At 57.5% G+C, this 15,999-nt stretch carries 15 protein-coding genes; 11 read left to right on the top strand and 4 right to left on the bottom strand.

Annotated features, from left to right (window positions below):
* The first annotated feature begins 2 nt into the window (after positions 1-2).
* The 3 genes from drmB to L880_RS0104405 are packed head-to-tail and all read left to right on the top strand — an operon-like array spanning position 3 to position 4,304.
* A complete protein-coding gene (gene drmB, locus L880_RS0104415) occupies positions 3-1,856 on the top strand; it encodes a DUF1998 domain-containing protein (protein WP_027474642.1) in 1,854 nt (617 codons plus the stop codon).
* A 1-nt stretch (position 1,857) separates the two neighbouring features.
* Entirely contained in the window at positions 1,858-2,622 is a 765-nt protein-coding gene (gene drmC, locus L880_RS0104410) for a DISARM system phospholipase D-like protein DrmC (protein ID WP_027474641.1), read from the top strand.
* Complete coding sequence (locus L880_RS0104405) at positions 2,619-4,304, top strand: hypothetical protein (RefSeq protein WP_043328436.1); 1,686 nt, start codon at positions 2,619-2,621, stop codon at positions 4,302-4,304. Before drmC ends, L880_RS0104405 begins: the two co-directional genes overlap by 4 nt.
* Before the next feature lie 232 nt (positions 4,305-4,536).
* Here the strand turns inward: L880_RS0104405 and L880_RS31580 are convergent, their stop codons facing one another.
* The gene (locus tag L880_RS31580) at positions 4,537-5,355 is read right to left on the bottom strand and encodes a hypothetical protein (protein ID WP_084460993.1); all 819 of its coding nucleotides are present in this window, start codon (positions 5,353-5,355) and stop codon (positions 4,537-4,539) included.
* Between the two features lie 947 nt (positions 5,356-6,302).
* Between L880_RS31580 and L880_RS0104395 the strand changes: the two genes are divergently transcribed.
* The 8 genes from L880_RS0104395 to radC all read left to right on the top strand — a co-directional run bounded on the left by L880_RS0104395 (position 6,303) and on the right by radC (position 12,387).
* The gene (locus L880_RS0104395) at positions 6,303-6,485 is read left to right on the top strand and encodes a hypothetical protein (RefSeq protein ID WP_027474639.1); all 183 of its coding nucleotides are present in this window, start codon (positions 6,303-6,305) and stop codon (positions 6,483-6,485) included.
* Positions 6,482-6,895 (top strand): DUF6573 family protein, encoded by a 414-nt coding sequence (locus L880_RS0104390; protein ID WP_027474638.1) that lies wholly within the window; start codon positions 6,482-6,484, stop codon positions 6,893-6,895. Before L880_RS0104395 ends, L880_RS0104390 begins: the two co-directional genes overlap by 4 nt.
* An 839-nt stretch (positions 6,896-7,734) precedes the next feature.
* Entirely contained in the window at positions 7,735-8,577 is an 843-nt protein-coding gene (locus L880_RS0104385; protein WP_157462571.1) for a hypothetical protein, read from the top strand.
* A 541-nt stretch (positions 8,578-9,118) separates the two neighbouring features.
* Complete coding sequence (locus L880_RS35455) at positions 9,119-9,733, top strand: hypothetical protein (RefSeq protein ID WP_157462570.1); 615 nt, start codon at positions 9,119-9,121, stop codon at positions 9,731-9,733.
* A 114-nt stretch (positions 9,734-9,847) separates the two neighbouring features.
* Positions 9,848-10,222, top strand: coding sequence for a hypothetical protein (locus L880_RS0104380; protein ID WP_027474636.1), 375 nt, complete (start codon positions 9,848-9,850; stop codon positions 10,220-10,222).
* An 86-nt stretch (positions 10,223-10,308) separates the two neighbouring features.
* Positions 10,309-10,773, top strand: coding sequence for a hypothetical protein (locus L880_RS0104375; protein ID WP_027474635.1), 465 nt, complete (start codon positions 10,309-10,311; stop codon positions 10,771-10,773).
* A gap of 233 nt (positions 10,774-11,006) precedes the next feature.
* Positions 11,007-11,492, top strand: coding sequence for a hypothetical protein (locus L880_RS0104370; RefSeq protein ID WP_157462569.1), 486 nt, complete (start codon positions 11,007-11,009; stop codon positions 11,490-11,492).
* Between the two features lie 364 nt (positions 11,493-11,856).
* Positions 11,857-12,387 carry a RadC family protein gene (gene radC, locus L880_RS0104365; protein WP_027474633.1) on the top strand — a complete coding sequence of 177 codons (531 nt, stop codon included), beginning with the start codon at positions 11,857-11,859 and terminating at the stop codon, positions 12,385-12,387.
* Positions 12,388-12,487: 100 nt separating this feature from the next.
* On the opposite strand, the gene L880_RS34195 is transcribed toward radC, so the two are convergent.
* The 3 genes from L880_RS34195 to L880_RS34190 all read right to left on the bottom strand — a co-directional run bounded on the left by L880_RS34195 (position 12,488) and on the right by L880_RS34190 (position 15,799).
* The gene (locus L880_RS34195; protein WP_051443048.1) at positions 12,488-13,519 is read right to left on the bottom strand and encodes a ParB/RepB/Spo0J family partition protein; all 1,032 of its coding nucleotides are present in this window, start codon (positions 13,517-13,519) and stop codon (positions 12,488-12,490) included.
* On the bottom strand, positions 13,512-13,802 hold the full coding sequence (locus L880_RS0104355; RefSeq protein ID WP_157462568.1) for a hypothetical protein: 291 nt from the start codon (positions 13,800-13,802) through the stop codon (positions 13,512-13,514). The genes L880_RS34195 and L880_RS0104355 overlap by 8 nt, the downstream gene beginning before the upstream one ends.
* A gap of 311 nt (positions 13,803-14,113) precedes the next feature.
* Entirely contained in the window at positions 14,114-15,799 is a 1,686-nt protein-coding gene (locus tag L880_RS34190) for a site-specific integrase (RefSeq protein WP_084460991.1), read from the bottom strand.
* Positions 15,800-15,999: the final 200 nt, after the last annotated feature.

Below are 15,999 nucleotides of genomic sequence, written 5' to 3'. Positions count from 1 at the left end.
CCATGACCACGAATAAAACACTCGTCGGCGAAGTCCGCCCCAGCCAACTGCTCTGGACATATGGGCCAGGCGCGCTGATCGACCTGCCGAGCCTCTCGGTCGTGACGCTGGGTATCGACCAGTGGGAAAAAGACAGGTGCCAGCCCATAGGCGAGCCGCGCCTGCTCGCAGCCGTCCGCAAGGTTCTTGGATCGCAGGTGGAGAACCTGCGCATGCCGCCATTCCAGAAGAGCGAACTCGTTGATCCGTGGTCGGCGGAGGCGAACATCGGTGTTCCCGTCCGCCCGTTCCCGCGCTGGATGCGCTGCGTGAAGTGCGGTCTGCTGTCGCCCTTCGATGCAGGGCTGTTCGAGATCAAAGAGAACCGCTTCCGACCGGAACGAACCCGGTTCGTCCACAAGGGTTGCCGTGGCTCCAAGGGCGACCAGCCCGCGAAGGATGCCGATGCCGTTCCGGCGCGTTTCCTCTTGGCTTGCCGAGCAGGCCATCTAGACGATTTCCCGTGGAGATACTTCGTTCATGGTGGCAACAGCACTTGCCGTGAGTCGCTGAGCTTCTTTGAGAGCGGTGCCTCTTTGCAAACCGAAAATTTGTGGGTGAAATGTGCTTGTGGCGCTGCGCGCAGCATGGCGCATGCCTTTGGCAAGCTAGGGAAGGAGAACTTGCCGAGCTGCCGAGGCAGACATCCCCACCTTGATCATTTCGATGAAGAGTGCGACGAGGAAGCACGGGCGGTCCTGCTGGGTTCGACGAACAGTTGGTTCCCGATCACCCTGTCGGCGCTCGCCATCCCGCAGGCCAAAGACCCGCTTGGCCAACTGATTCAGGACGGATGGGAGTTCTTCGACGATCTGGATTCGGAGGCCGCCGTCGCGGTGACGGTGAAGACCTTGAAGAAGACCGGGGCCTTGCCGGGCATCAACAGGTACCCAGCATCGGACGTCTGGACCGCCATCGAAGCCCATCGCAACGACGGTGGTCAGGACACCGTTGGTGAAGCCGACATCAAGGGGCCGGAGTGGGAGGTGCTGACGGCGGCCAATCCGCCTGCCGACTACCCGCACTTCATGAGCAAGAAGGTGGCCACGCCGTCCGGCTTTGAGAATCGAATCAGCAGAGTGCTGCTGCTGGAAAGGCTACGCGAGGTCAACGCCTTGTTGGGCTTTACCCGCGTGGAAGCGCCCGAGGAATCGAGCGACCCCAACGCGCGACCACAGATGGCGGGCCTGGCGCTCCGTAAGCCGGATTGGGTTCCCGCCAATCAGGTTCACGGCGAAGGGATTTTCATCCAGTTCGACGAACAGGCGCTGAAAACGTGGGAGGCGCAAGACGGCGTCAAGCGCGTGGACGGCATGCTCGAAGGCGGTCATCGCGGATGGCGAAATTCGCGCCACCTCGACCCGAACGAGGGCTACCCCGGCATCCGGTACGCCATGCTCCACACGCTCTCGCACCTTCTCATCCGTGAGCTGGCGCTTGAATGCGGCTACAACGCAGCGAGCATCCGCGAACGAATCTACGCCGACGTGTCGAGTACGAGTCCCCAAGCGGGCATCCTCATCTATACGGCGGCAGCTGACTCTGATGGGACGCTGGGTGGTCTCGTCGATCTCGGCAAGCCCGAAAACCTCGGGCGACTGCTCCGGCAGGCGTTGAACCGATCGAAGATCTGTTCGTCCGATCCGCTTTGCTCCGAGCACGATCCGGCGAAAGATCGTTCGCTCCATGCGGCAGCCTGCCATGCGTGCAGCCTGGTCGCCGAGACATCCTGCGAACGAGGCAATCGTTACCTCGACAGATCGTTGCTGGTGCAGACCCTCGACAGAGGGGATGCCGCGTTCTTCGCGGGGCCGTGACATGGAAAGGCTGCTGGAAGCCGTCACAGCCATAGTCTGTCTGATCTCTCCCGAGAAGGCTCAAGCGCTGGCGGGCAGGATTCGGAGGATTGGAGGCGGCGGTGAGGCTAATATCTCGCTATCAGATGTCGTGGGTACACCCGCAGCCAGAGCTATCGTTGATCAGCTTGTCATTGCTTGGCAGGCCACGTCGGTTAGTCCCATCGAATTGGCCTCGATGCTGCTCGCCGCCAGCCATGCGGTTGGGAACATGGCGACTCGTCAGTCTACCGAACTCGTGTGGACGGGGCCGACGACACCATTCGTCTCCGCACGTCGAACGGAGCAAGCGCTCCTGCAAGTCGTTAACGCCGCCAAGCAAACTCTGTTCGTCACCAGCTTCGTGGCCTATGACGTCTCGACGATCGTGAAGGCCTTGAACGAAGCAAGCGCACGAGGTGTGAGTATCTCCATGCTCCTCGAATCATCCCAAGATGATGGCGGCAGCATCTCGTTCGATGCGATCGGAAAGATGAAGGCCCTGGTGCCCAATGCTCATCTCTATACATGGCGGGATCGAGGCGAAATATTCACTGACGGACGAGTACACGCCAAGGTGGCAGTGGCCGATCGACACACTTGCTTCATCACCAGCGCAAACCTGACGGGATTTGCCATGGAGAGGAACATGGAGGCAGGGCTATTGCTTTCTGGCGGGAATATCCCGCAGATGCTGGAAGAACATCTGCGCGCATTGGTGTCCTTGAAGATCGTTTCTTCTGTATGAAAGACCCAATACGCCTTCTCCAGGATGCCATCACGGACGAACGGTATGTCCTGCGCGGCTATGAGAAACCTTCGGAGGCGTTGACCCTCGAGACTCTGCGCGCCCTTGATTACGTCTTTTGCCGAGAGCTGATTCCAGAGCTGAAGGAGTTGGACGATTCGGCGTTACGGGCGGAGAGCATCCGCAAGTACTCAATCAATGCGGCCTTGAAGCGAGTCCTGCCGTCCGAGTTGAAGGCAGATACGCCCAAACTCTTCACTTCCAATGCTGCGACTGCGGAGCAGACGGATGAGTTTCTGTGGCGGATGGGCTGCCTAACGATGGCTGAGAAACAACTGAATCTGTTGCGCTCGGGAGCGCTAAAAGGCGAGATCGACGAGCGCAAATTGAAGGGAATGACGCTGCTTGTCCTGTCCATACAAGACAACACCGCGTACCGGGAGCAGGTTGGGTTTCAAGGGTTGAGCTGGCTCAGTGACATGACGGTCGTGGAGGATCGCCCCAAGGAGGCCGCTTTGGAGCTTCGCCATATGGAATTGCTTCCCCGCCTGGCCGGCTACCTTCGTAGTAACCCGTCGCCTGAAGACCAACCTTTTGACGGCGTCGACGACTACTTCAGGGAATGGGCAGTCCTGTATCTGAAAAGGATGTCTTTCAGGGATATGTTGGCAGATGACGACCGCTTTGGAGGTCGTGCCTATTCGGCATACGTAGCGGTTCTCGAAGCGCTCTCGGCCATGTCGCAGCAGAGGCTTTGCTATGCTGGACTTCAGAATGCTGATGATTCACGCATTGGACTCAGGAATCTCTTGACTGGCGGAGCACTTCACGAAGAGTTGGTCGAAGGGATAGCCAATTTTCTCGATGCGTCCCGACAAGAAGTGTCGGAGCTTTTGGATCACCTGACATTGAGCCCTGCAAACGCCAAGGACCATTTGGAGCGTGGAACACAAGCCCTCGCTCCGGCGGTCAGGACGAGCCAGCAATTTGTGGCGCTCCCGATGTACGGTCTGGAGCTCAATCCATTTCTATTTCTCTGGACAGAACTACGCAGGCGTTACGAGAAGGACTGGTTTGATGCTGCCAATCGACGTGAAGGCAGATGGGTTGCTGAACTGCGATCACAGTTCCCCGCGCCCCATTGGCACTGCCTTGATGGCGTAAAGTTGAAGCGTGATGGTAAGACGGTTACCGACATTGATTTCGTCGCGTACGATACTGGCTGCAGCAGCATCATTCTCTTCCAGCTCAAGTGGCAGCAACCATTTGTGAGTGACGACAAAGTGCGTCGGAACAATGCGAGTAGCCTGGTCGATGACAGCAACAAGTGGATCGCTGATGTCGTGGGCTGGATGGATGCGGTTGGGGTCGATGGTTTGAAAGAGCGCCTCTCGATCAAAACCGATGCCGCTCTCTCCGTGCACCTCGTCGTGCTAGGGCGGTATTATGCTCACTTCACATCCGCAAATGGCCATGATTCTCGGGCGGTCTGGTGTGACTGGGGCAACTTCCTACGTCAGCGAACTCAACAACCCAGCGATTCAGCCGACGAGTTCGTGGCATCGCTTGGAAAATCGGTGGAACGACTGACAGCCGAGGTAGAGCCTGAATCGTTTTTCCTTCCTCTCGGAGACATCCTGATACTCGTCAATCCGACACGCATAGCCTTCCCAAAAAAATGAGCGGTGAAAGAGCCGAAAGCCGCCCGATCTAGCGTGCGAGATCGGAAAAATATATTCTTTGGAGTGACTCCAAAGCAGGGGGCGAGGCGCCATGAACCGAGAGGCCGGCATCAGGGGTGTGTTGAGGGAACTCGGCGGGGCCGCGCTGCAGCCGCCGAGTCGCGCCGCATGAATTATTGCGGCGACAAATCAGGAAAGACGAACAGTGCGGCCCTCACTGTCCCGTACCTCTTCAGCAAAACTTGACTGGGTCTAATGCGTATAGCGAGTGGCTGAGCAAAACAAGCTGTTTCAGCGCACTTTCTGCAACTTTTTTTTCGCGCAGATCGCGAAGCAGGCGGGCACCGAAGGCCGTCGAACAAACGAACACGATTTTTCGCAACCGAACCCCCTCGGCAATCTCCGCACCAGGCCGGCTGTGAACGACCAGCATGTGCTGCAGCCAGACTAGCAACCGCGCGTAATCCCGAGCGTTGGGCCGGCTGCGCTGGACTTCTATCCAGTCCCACGACTCACGATTGCGCCACAGCACGTCTGGGCGCTTGCCCGCGATGCCGGCCGAGCCACCCGCCCAAAGTCCCTGTGCAATCTCCCGCTCAGTGGACGCGCGCAGCCCTTGCACGATGCCCGCGATCGCAATCTCGTTGGAAACACAGCGGTGCCGGAAGTACCCGCCGCTGATGCCACGCATCGCATCCTTGCCCGACACCGCCTCCACGCCCATGGTCAGTAACGCCCGCACCCCTGGCTCGGCCAGGGCGTACAGCGTGCTGCCGTCCGGCCCCTGTGCCGATAGCACCAGGCGAGCTTCTCGCATGCGCCGTAAAGTCCGCTGGGCCATGCGCAGAGCGCTGGCCGTCGCGGCAATCGGCGCCAGGCTAGGCTCTGCCGCAGGCTTCGGTGCCCACCTCGTGTGCACCAGCGCAGCAAGGTCTCGCGTGCGCAGCCACCCGAAACGGTGCAGCGCTCTGAGTGTGCGCCGCTCCGCATCCAAAGCAAGCACCCGCCCATCAGGGCGGCGCTTGCCAATCAATTGCTGTGTGTTCTTCATACCATGTATAGGCACCACGACCACACAGCCCCCTTGTACGCCACCCCATCCAAGGATGGGTGAACAGGGGCCCCGAACAGCCCAGCCGCAGGCGCGGCTGAGGCCCATCACTCGCTTTCCCGTGCTGGACGCCCGGCCGCTCACTCGACGCCCTGGACGGTTGTCGTGGTCCCAACGATACCGGCGCCCCCCACCCTCCGTTGCCCGCCAGCGGGCAACTCCAGGCGCGGGTAACCGGCTTCACCCTTGCGCTGGACGCGACGCGGGCGACGGTCGTGCTTCGCCCTCCTGAAGCCGGTTACCCGCGCCTAACGGCTTGGGGGGCGCGAGGGCTCTTCGCCCTCCCACCTGTCACCGCCGACCTGGGGATCGGCTGCCCCTGGGCGCGACGGTCTACGACCTGCTGGGGGCTGACAGGCGGCTCCCTCCCGGATCGAACCTGAGCGCGGTGGGCCGCGCCGCAGGTTCGATGGCTGCGGCTGAACGCCTGGCCCCGCGCTGAGCGCGGCCCCCCTCCGTGGACCGGACACCCAGCCCTGCTGCACGCGGGCGGGTGTCGGTCCACTGCGCGCCGACTTCGGCTTGCCACCGGGCCGCGCTTCGCCGCCGCCCGGCGCTGTGGTGCGTGCCTCGTTGCCCGTGCTCCCGCTCTCCATCGGCGTCACCAACCCTGCGACCGTAGCTGCCTGCCTGCGGCCTCCCAGGGGCGAGTGCTTCGCATGGCCCTGCACCCGGTCCTGCTGGCCAGCAGGCTGCGGCTTGGGCGCCACCGCTGTCCACCCGAGAGCGGCAGCAAATCCGGCGCAGGCGACGAACTCAGGAGAACGGCACACATCGAGCCCCCAAACGCACCACCGCGCAACCCACCAACTCACGGGCCCCAAAGCCCAATAGCTAAACAGCCACAGGCTCGGAATCTAAGAGCCCGGCCCACCAAGGAAAGAGCGATGACCACACCAGACAACCTCAAACCGACCGCCATGGTCACCATCACAACCTCCGAGTGGGCCAAAACCCACCGGGATTTCAAGACCACGATCCTCGGGCAACGCTACATCCTGCGCATGGCCGCACGCGGCACCGGACTGGTGCCAGTCATCGTGACCAAGAAGGAGAGGGCACAGGCATGAACACATCCAACAATCTCAACCCAGATGAGGGTGACCTCGTATACCGCTACAGTCGCGCCCAGGCATTGGCAGACGGCGTGCTAATCGACGTCACGGACATCGCACGAGAGGCTGGTTTCCGGGTTGCTGTGGCCATGACGGCCCCGACCTGGGCCAATTGCGTCGCGTGGAGCGAGGCTGACAGCCAGCGCCAAGTGAGCCAAGACGAAGCCGGGCGTCTGTGGGACGTGCTGTGGCTTGCACACCTGGCCGCGCAGCGGGCCGATTCGAACCGGGTTGCCTTCGAGTTGCATCGAGTGCCCAGGGGAGGGCGAGGGCAGAGGCCCCGACGAACCACCTTGCACATGCACATCGGCCCCGGTGATCAAGCAGAGCCGGTCATCACGGTGATGCTGCCGGGCGAAGACTGACACCCATCTGCCCCAGGCATTGCCTGGGGCCCTCAAACTGAAAAAAGGAGGACTTGATGTCCTTTTGGCGATGGCTGTTCGGCAGCCCGGACCACAACCCCTCGACTCACGACTTTCCGGATGCATCCGCGGATTCAGCTGGCGTCGTGAATCCCGCGACGGGTCTGCCAATGCTCAACGGCGACATGTCGGGCATTGATGCTGGCGGGAACCTGTATGGAATGGATGACCACCATCCCAGTCATGACTCCGGTTCCAGTTGGGACTCAAGTTCTTCAGGCAGCGACTGGGCAACTTGGGACTGAACCCTTGACCAGATCAACGGCAGGACACGGTCGCTTGCAGTTGGCGGGGCAAATATTTTTTGATGCTCGACCATAACGTGTCTTATCAGACGCTTTGTGGACGCCACATGGGCAGGAGGTCCATCGCTGCTGAAATTCAGTGACTACACGCTGGGTACGAGGAGGGGGCTCAACACGCCGCGCCGTACGAATGCGCCAAGCGGAAAGTCAGGGGCGCGACGCAGGGGGACGATGGACTGCGTGACTGGAGCCGGTGTCAACGGCTTTAAGTTCCATCAACTCGGGATCTTGCACGATACCCGAGTGCCGTGACGAGGGCTAACGCCGGTGTCCAGAACCTCGAAACGCCTCCCCGCAACCTACCTCTTGGTGGGTTGGGGGGGCTTTTGCCGTTCCTCCGACTTCACCAGTATCCAGTTTAAAAAACTTCTACTACCGGGTAAGAGTTCTTTCCACCCCCAACGAACAGAAAGAGGCCAGAACCGCCTTCCTGGCAGGCAGTATTTTCAAAAAAGAAGGCCAAAAGGCTAAAACGTGAACGCTCTACTGGTTTCTATCAACAACCTTGAAAGTGACCAGATGAACTGCAGATCAACTGTCGAAGCCAGCCGCAACAACGAACACATGGAGGGCATGGCTCCTCCTGAGATGTACCACCTGACGGCGGATGTGTACCCGCGCGCCGAGGTCGAGGCCACCAGCCCCCACCTGTTCGAGCTCTTGAACCATGCCCTCAAGCACCTGGATGGAATGGGCCCGGAAAACTGCCCCGCCGTCGGTGTCTTGATTGAAGTGGAGTTTCTGAGGGAGCTGGTCCAGCCCTTCTGCGATGCCCGTGGAATTGACCGCCGCTATGTGGCTGATGAGCTGGTCGCCTTCTTGCTCCCGCCCGAGTTTGAGAACGACCTGGCGAACCTGGCGATGAGCCACAGCGGGGCTTTCAATCACCCCACGGTGAGCTTGGCCGATAACAGAACCTATGCCGGCTGGCCGTGCGTTCTTCAAGATGTCAACGGCTTTGGACATTTCTTCCCTGGCGTTCTTTGGGTCGCGGCTCATGAATTGAGCGGAGCTCTGGGTTCTCGCGACATGGGACGTGAGGGCGGCCCGCTTTGGGGTTGGACGCCCTTGGTGTTCGTGTCGGGCAACACGTTGGTAGTGGGGGGCTTCGCAGTGGATACCTTCGACATCGGCGGATTCCAAGCCGCCACCATCAGCGCTCAGGGCTACCAGCGCACAGAGGTCTATTCAGATGAAGAAGTCGAGGTGGCCCAGCAGCTCGCTGAAGCCGTCGGCGAAACCCCTTGGTATGAACAGCTGTACCCCATTGATGACGCGCACGTCCTGGCGGTGCGAATCCTTCGCGCGACACGCTGAGGTCGTGAGCGGGCCAGGAGGGCAATTTCGGGCGCCTGGATCTTGTGATCCATCTCGCCAATATGGCGCTCCTTCGGGAGCGCTTTAACGATGGAGTCCGCAGGGGACTCCTCAATTCACGCTCGACTATTTGCAACGGTGATGACCATGTTGATTACCGTCGCCCCAGTCTGGACGGTGATCATGACTTCAGGTGCCTAGGATGGTCTAAGCGCTGTTCGTGCGGCCATCACTTCCTGCTGGCTTGGGTATGACCCGAGAGTTTCAAGGGAATGGTTGGCGATGCAGTTGCATGACCGGTGCTCATTCGATGTGCCAATTTCGACCCAAAAACGTATTTTTTTCAATAAAAAATAGGTGTTTACCCTTGGTTCTATCGAAAAGTCATCGATTCTTGTTGCAGCAAAATCTATTTCACATAGAATAGGACTCATGTTGTGCCGCTGCCACCCAAAAGGTGACGGCAATTTAGAAGGGCCCTGCCGATCAGTACGGATCTAGGGGCTCACTTTTCGCCAACTCAACATTGAGGGCTTTTAATATGAGTGACAGTTTTTCTTCCGCGACCAGCGCCTCCTCTTCCCCCTTCGAGGGGCAAGCCTTGAATCCGGCTTACATGTGTTTTGGCTCGCCCCCCGAACCCGTTTTGGGCGCCTGCTTTCCAAAAGTGGTTATCGGTAAAGAATTTCTCGACACAAGTTGTTCGGAGGTCTGTGTTTTCTGTTCAGGCGCGGGGTTCGGGCACTTTGTTCAGGAGCTTCTGGATGACTACGAACTCGGTCTTATTCGAGTTGAGTTTCCCGAAGGGCGAACCCTGGGTGGTTTGATATTTGTGGGAAAGGGCAAAACACTTACCATCTCTTTTGATGCGCATTCACCGACAATTCGCAAAGTCCTGCGAGATTGGAAAAGGCACCAATATATTCAATGCACCTTCAAGACTGATATTTTTGGCGTTAGCTTTACTTCGCCTTTGACCAACAGCATCTTGAATAAATTGCTGGCTGTTAAAGAGGATAAATTCGACAAACCTCCGACGAGGGAAATGGTGGTCGCAATGAATGTGCTGAATAGCCATTATTCTAAATCTGCTCAGGTAGTTACAGCCATGCTGCTTCCCTGCAATCAGAATGGCGTCGTAACCATTCGGAGATAATCAATAAAACTGAGCGCCTTGCCTATCGACAGGCGAGGCAATATTTAACGAGATTTCTCGGATTGTTTTTTGATCCGAGGGCCTCAGCGTCTGTAAACAAAATTTGATTTTTCTATGACTAAGAATTTCTCTACCAATACCACCTCCCATCCAACACAAAACTGCAACTGTGAAAGGCGAATTCTTTTCATCCAGGTCGAGGCTGATTGCCCCGCCTACAAGTTGCACCCCGAAGACCAGGGCGTGCCTGGCGGCTATTTCGTCGATGTCCCCGCGTCGATGGACGATGACACGGCGGCAGCCTGCGCCATGGGCGGCTTTCATAGCCAGATTGCGATTGAGCAGTTGTGGGGGTATAGCTACACGATTTATGACATCGAAACCGATTTTGAGCTCGACCCGTACCAAATCGATGACTGGTATGAATTTGCCGACCAAGCGGGAGAGGTGACATCGACCAAGCAAACTTGCGTGCACATCCATCACTGAATTCCAGCTGCTCAATGATGGTGGTTGTGATCTGAAGATCGCAGCCACCATCTTGACCAACATGAAAAACCATAAGATTCCAAAGAATGAATACACCCAATTTCGAGTTTGAATGCCTCTGCGCATTTGGCTCTGTCAATATTGATATTCGGGAGAATGAAATATTCGCTTTTGACCATGACAGGGGCGAGGTGATGAATGCATTTCTGTCCCCCGAGCTCAAAGGCTGTCTGAGCGACATTGCAGAGGACACCTTCGCCCACGATGCGGCAAGGACTTCGAGGGCCATCGCCGCTATCGAGCAGACCGGGGCTCGTTGGCGCGCCGTACGTGACGCTCAATACCACCTCAGCGCGTTTGAAGAGGCCATCGACGTGTGGCCAGATGACTACGATGAGTGCCTCAACTCTCCAGCCGCCTTCGTGTCCGCGTTCTGGGAGTACGTTTGCGGCATGGAGACAGATTCAGATACATATCTGGATGAAGCTCCCACACCTGAAGCGATTGAGGCGTTGCGTTTACACATCCTCAAACTGCGCGAAGAGGTTTGAGGTCATGGCCACCAGGCGGTGGCCATTTCAGATCGAGGATGGCGTACCCAGGGGCAGGTTAAGTGCCGAAGCTCGCCTTGCCTACGAATGCTTACGCATGTTGCGCACCGCGCAGGTCACGTGACATTGACCAAGGAAACCTGCGTGGTTTCCGTCGTCTGAATTCCACCTAGCTCAATGGCAGTGGCTGTGATTTGACAATTGCGGCCATCAATCTGGCAGGACATCTTGTGTTGAAAGATATGACAATGAATACAACTGAATTTGAGTTTGAATGCTTGGCCTCGTTTGGACCTATCGATATTGAGGTGCTCGGGGAACAGATAGTCGTCTTTTCCGAAGAGTTTGGTGAACTTATGGCGGCACCTCTGACGCCCGAACTCATTTCCGAACTGAGCGATATCGCTGAAGAAACCAGCCCCTACAGTGATGTCAGAACTTCGAAGGCATTCACCGCCATCAAAGAAACCGGGGCTCGTTGGAGACCATATCGCGATGCCGTATGGCATCTTCATACCTTTGAGCGGTTAATGGACTGGCACCCTGAGTATCGTGATGAATGTCTTAGTTCCGCCACAAGTTTTATAGCGGCGTTTGGCAGGTACCATGAAGAGACTATTGAAGGCTGGGAGCCAGCGTGGCACCTGAAAGAAGTTCCTCAGCCTGAAGAAATTGAAGCGCTGCGGTTACGCATGTTGAAACTGCGCGAAGAAGTTTGAGGTCACGGCCACCAGACGGTGGTCGATTTCAGATCGGGGATGGCGTACCCAGGGGCCGGGCGAGTGCTGAAAGCTCGCCCTGTCTTTAAATGCTCACCAGTGCGCGTGGATCCCGCGATGTCAAGGCCTCGGCGCCATGGGCGCTTGGATGGGGCCTGTTGTCATGGTGTGTTCCGGGGGGGAGGAGGGCGGGGCTGGCTGGCTTGCTGTTCCCTACAACGTACCACACCGTTCTCGATGTCAAGGTCTGCGCGCCCGCTGCGGGGCGCTTGCGTCCTGGCGGCCGTCTGTCGAACCCTGACATCTGTGCTGCGGTGTGCGTGTGCCGGTCTCGGGCAATCCCGCCCGATCACTGGAGCCGACCATGTCGCAATCCCTCGTTTCCTCTCTGTCTTCGCTCGAAGTCCTTGCTCCCTCAATCCTGCTGGTGCAGGACGCCACTGGCGAGTACCGCCGTGCCCACACTCAGGAGGTCCTCGAAGCCGCTCAGCAGGTGCTGGCGGCTCAAATCCGTGGCACCGATGTGCTCACGTCTCCGGACGCAGTGAGGACATTTTTGCGCCTGCGCATGGGTGCACTGCCGCACGAGGTGTTTGCCGTGCTCCATCTGGATGCGAAGCAGCAGGTCATCGAGTTTGTCGAGATGTTCCGGGGCACGCTGACACAGACATCGGTGTATCCGCGAGAGGTTCTCAAAGACGCCCTGCGCCTGAACTCATGCGCAGTCATCCTGGTGCACAACCATCCAAGCGGCGGGGGGCAACCTTCCTCTGCTGATCAAAGTCTGACGCAGCAGCTCAAGACCGCTTTGAACCTGGTCGATGTCCGGGTGCTGGACCACCTGGTCGTCACGGCGGGCGCGATCACGTCCATGGCCGAGCTTGGCCTGGTGTGATACGCGAGGGCCGGCCGGGGCCCTGAATCCCGGCGTTTTCAACGTCCACCTACACAAACAGTTCTGCGAGATGCTGCCCTGGCAGCGGCAGTCCCTAATGTCAGAGGGTCTGCAGCTTTTCTACAATGCTCTCGCCGAGCCTTCCATCGTAAAACTCTTCTTCGCCTGCGAACCCCGACTCGCCCCAACCAAAAAACTTGGCCATGCGAATGAGCTGTGCCCTAGTCAATGTGAATGCTGGCACATGCACCAAGTCGTCGTTTTCTGCTGCCTGTCGGCTGTTGGATGTGGAGTTGCCGGCGTCGGACTGCGCCATCACGGCGCCGAAGTTTGCTAGACGTGCGTTGTCTACGTTGTGCCAATCGGTGCCAAAGATGGCTTCCCGGTCGCGTATCGGATCGTAGTTGTCTCTCACATCGTCGGCCAGACATTGTGTCAATTCGACAAAATCGGCACGCGACAACATGGGACCTTCGTACGGATGGCGATTTTTCGACATCCGCTTCTGAAACTGGTGACGCACTTCACGCACTTCCTGCTGGGTGATCACTTTGCCTGCTGCATCGGCTTCTGCGATCACCCGCTCTTGCACAGCAACGGGGAGCTTGGTCAGTTCGTATGCCGCTCGTGGGGAGTCTATGCGCCCGCGCTCGAATGCAGATTTGGTGGCGCCTTCGAGCTTCAACAGGTTCAGCAAAAGTGTGACCTGGCTGTTCTGAATGCCTAGGCGCTTCGCGACTTCGTCGTTGCTGTTGCCTCGTTGCACCAGGGCCTGCACCGCCATCGCCAACTCGCTGGCCTTCATCGCCTTGCGCTGCAGGTTTTCGATGACCTGAGACACCAGGCGGTGCTCATGGTCGTCCTCTTGCTCAATCACGAGGCAGGGAACATCGGCCAAGCCAAGGAGCCGCGCAGCTTCGAGGCGGCGATGGCCGCTGATGACCATGAATAGGTCACCCACTCGGCGGACGCGGATGGGTTGCAGCATCCCGACCTCGCGGATTGAGGCCGCCAAGCCTTGTAGGGTGTTTGCTCCGATGGCGGAATCGTTCTCGCTTTCCAGCTCAATCCGGGGTTGATCTGGATCGGGGATCAGCGCCGAAATGGGCAAATGCTTGAAGTGTTCAGTCATGACGACTCACTCCTTTGTCGTCTTGAATCACCATGCTGTCGGTTGGTGGGCGCATGTAACGCGCAAACCAGTACACAGCGGTGTAGACCAGTGATGCCCGGCTGATACCGGCCGCCATGGCTGCGCCCGCCAGCTTGCCTGCCAGCTCCTCGGGAACGAGCGAATTGAATTGAGCCCACCCACCCAAACTGCCCGCCTCAGAGCGGTTCGACTGTGGTTTGCGCCAAGACAAGCCGTGCTGATCCGGGCGGAGGTGTAGGAAGTGCCCAAGGATGTCCGCCATCAGCGCTTCCAGTTTCAGATCGTGGTGCTTAGCGTAAGCCCGCAGGTAGCTGCGCAGAGGGGAGGGTAGCCGGGTTTGCACAAGGGCCCGACTGGCATCAGCAGTGTTTGGTTGGTGGAGCGACATCAGGCTGCACTAGTTAGGTTTTGTTGAAACAACAAGCAGAAACAAGGCGTAATTGTAATGTAGTTCTTTTTGGCCGTGGCCTATACGCCCTATGACCAAAACTATGGCTGAGGAAAAGAACCGCAAGCATTTTGGATCTGGCGTCTTGCGGTAGTAGCCTTGTGAGATGGTGGGGGACCTGATCTCTACTTGAGATTGCCGGTTGATGTAGATTTTGTTTTTCGGGTGCGCTTGGTCAATTTTTCAGATTGAAAGTTTTCAGCCTTGAAAATTGGCAGCGTTAGATTTTTGAAGTCGATTCTCTTCATTGCATCAAAGAGCGGCTCTGCTGGGAATTCTTCATTCCCATTTCCGTAATTTCGTCCTTCGCCAGATCCGGTGTGCCCTGTTAAAGCATCATGAACGTCTTCTGGAATTGATAGCTCCCGAGAGCGATGTTTGAATGTGTGGCGGAAAGAATGGAAGACCTTTCTGGTGTCAATGATGCCGATAGGGTTTCTAAGGTAGGCATTGAAGCTCTTGCTCAGGCCGGAGCTGCGACGACCATATTTGTCAGGGGTAAGGCTTGGAAAAAGATAGCCATCCTGGTTGGGGAGTGATTTGACATACTCAAGCAATCCTGCTTCGAATAGCCGTTGATGGATCGGAACTCGACGTCTGGATGCTTCTGTTTTTACCGTGCTACCTTCGCCCTCGTCTGTGATGTGGAAATATTTTCCGAGATCTGGCGCTTCCTTGATTTCGGCCACGCGAAGTTGGCATATTTCTTCGATCCGAGCACCTGTGAAAAGGCCGATCATTGGCACCCAATATGGGGCTGCACCGAATTTCGCCAGCTTTGGCGACTTGCCCGTGAACATATCAGAGACAAACAATTGACTCAGCTCGGCGGTGGTGAATGAAATTCGAGATTTCTTTTGGACCGTCGGCATCGTCACAATGACGCCCAATGTTGGATCTGAATCCAGGATTCCGTCACTCACTCCACGTCTGAAGATCGTCCTCAGAATGGATATTTTTTTGTCAACGGTCTTTGCCGCTTGTTTGACCTCTTTCAATAAGTGATCGCGATAGGCAATGACTTGTTGCTTGTCAACCGAAGCGGGCGGGGTGTCCTTTATGAATTTCTCAAATTCAGCCAGGACTCGCTTGAACTCATCTGCGGTCTTGGGGCGGCGGGCGGTTGCGTCACGCCACTTCTCGAAAAGGGTTGTCCACGTCAGTTGTTGTTGTGTTTGACGAACGGCGCGTGGCAGAAGCGCCTTGGCGGCTGGTGCCAACTCCTCGGTTTCAACGATCTCGCCCTCGTCGCGCTGAGCAAGGCTCTTCACACTTTTGGTGTAGGCCTGAAGAAATGCCAGGGCCAGACGCCGGTACTCAACATCTGAAACGCGTAGCTCGAAGCCCTGAATGCGCAGGAAGACCTTGAGCAAGCTGTCGATCAACTCGACACGGCCGGTTCGATTGGCCTCCCGCAGCGCTTGCATCTGCTGCTCAAGGCCCTCTTGTCGTATCTCACGTTCGAGGTCGCCCATGTCACCGGTGCGGATGTCGGTGTCAACCTCCAGTGCATCGCGAAGGAAGGAGGTCGTGATTCCAGTGATGAATTCTTGATCGATGGATGTGATCAGCGTGAGGGGGGCGTGGGCCACGAGCTGCTCATTTCGAAGTGTCTCGAATTCACGCTCGACCCGGAGAGACTCCAGCTGAACCAGTTGGAGCGCCTTCTTGCGGTCCTTGGTACGAAGGGAGAACTTGATCTCTAGACCAGGGTAGGCGTGAAGCAGGTCAAGGGGAACTTTGGCCCGGAAGTAAAAGGTGCCGCCGCGCAGATGCAGGCGAGGGTGACGATACATCTCATCATCTTTCATGTGAGACAGTCTACCGTCCGGTGTACCAGCCAGGTGTACCACCTGGAAACGAAAAAGCCCCTGAATCGCAACTATTCGTTTAGATTCAAGGGCTTACGTATCATATGGCGGAGAGGGCGTCCCCAAGGAATCAAGCATTCATGCGGCTTCCATCGCGATATTGCGCATCTACCGGCCATCCCATAGGCCATGAGCATTGC

This window comes from Curvibacter gracilis ATCC BAA-807, assembly GCF_000518645.1.
Classification (GTDB): domain Bacteria; phylum Pseudomonadota; class Gammaproteobacteria; order Burkholderiales; family Burkholderiaceae_C; genus Curvibacter; species Curvibacter gracilis.
The sequence above is the reverse complement of the archived record's forward strand: the minus strand, read 5'-3'. Positions and strand labels throughout refer to the sequence as shown.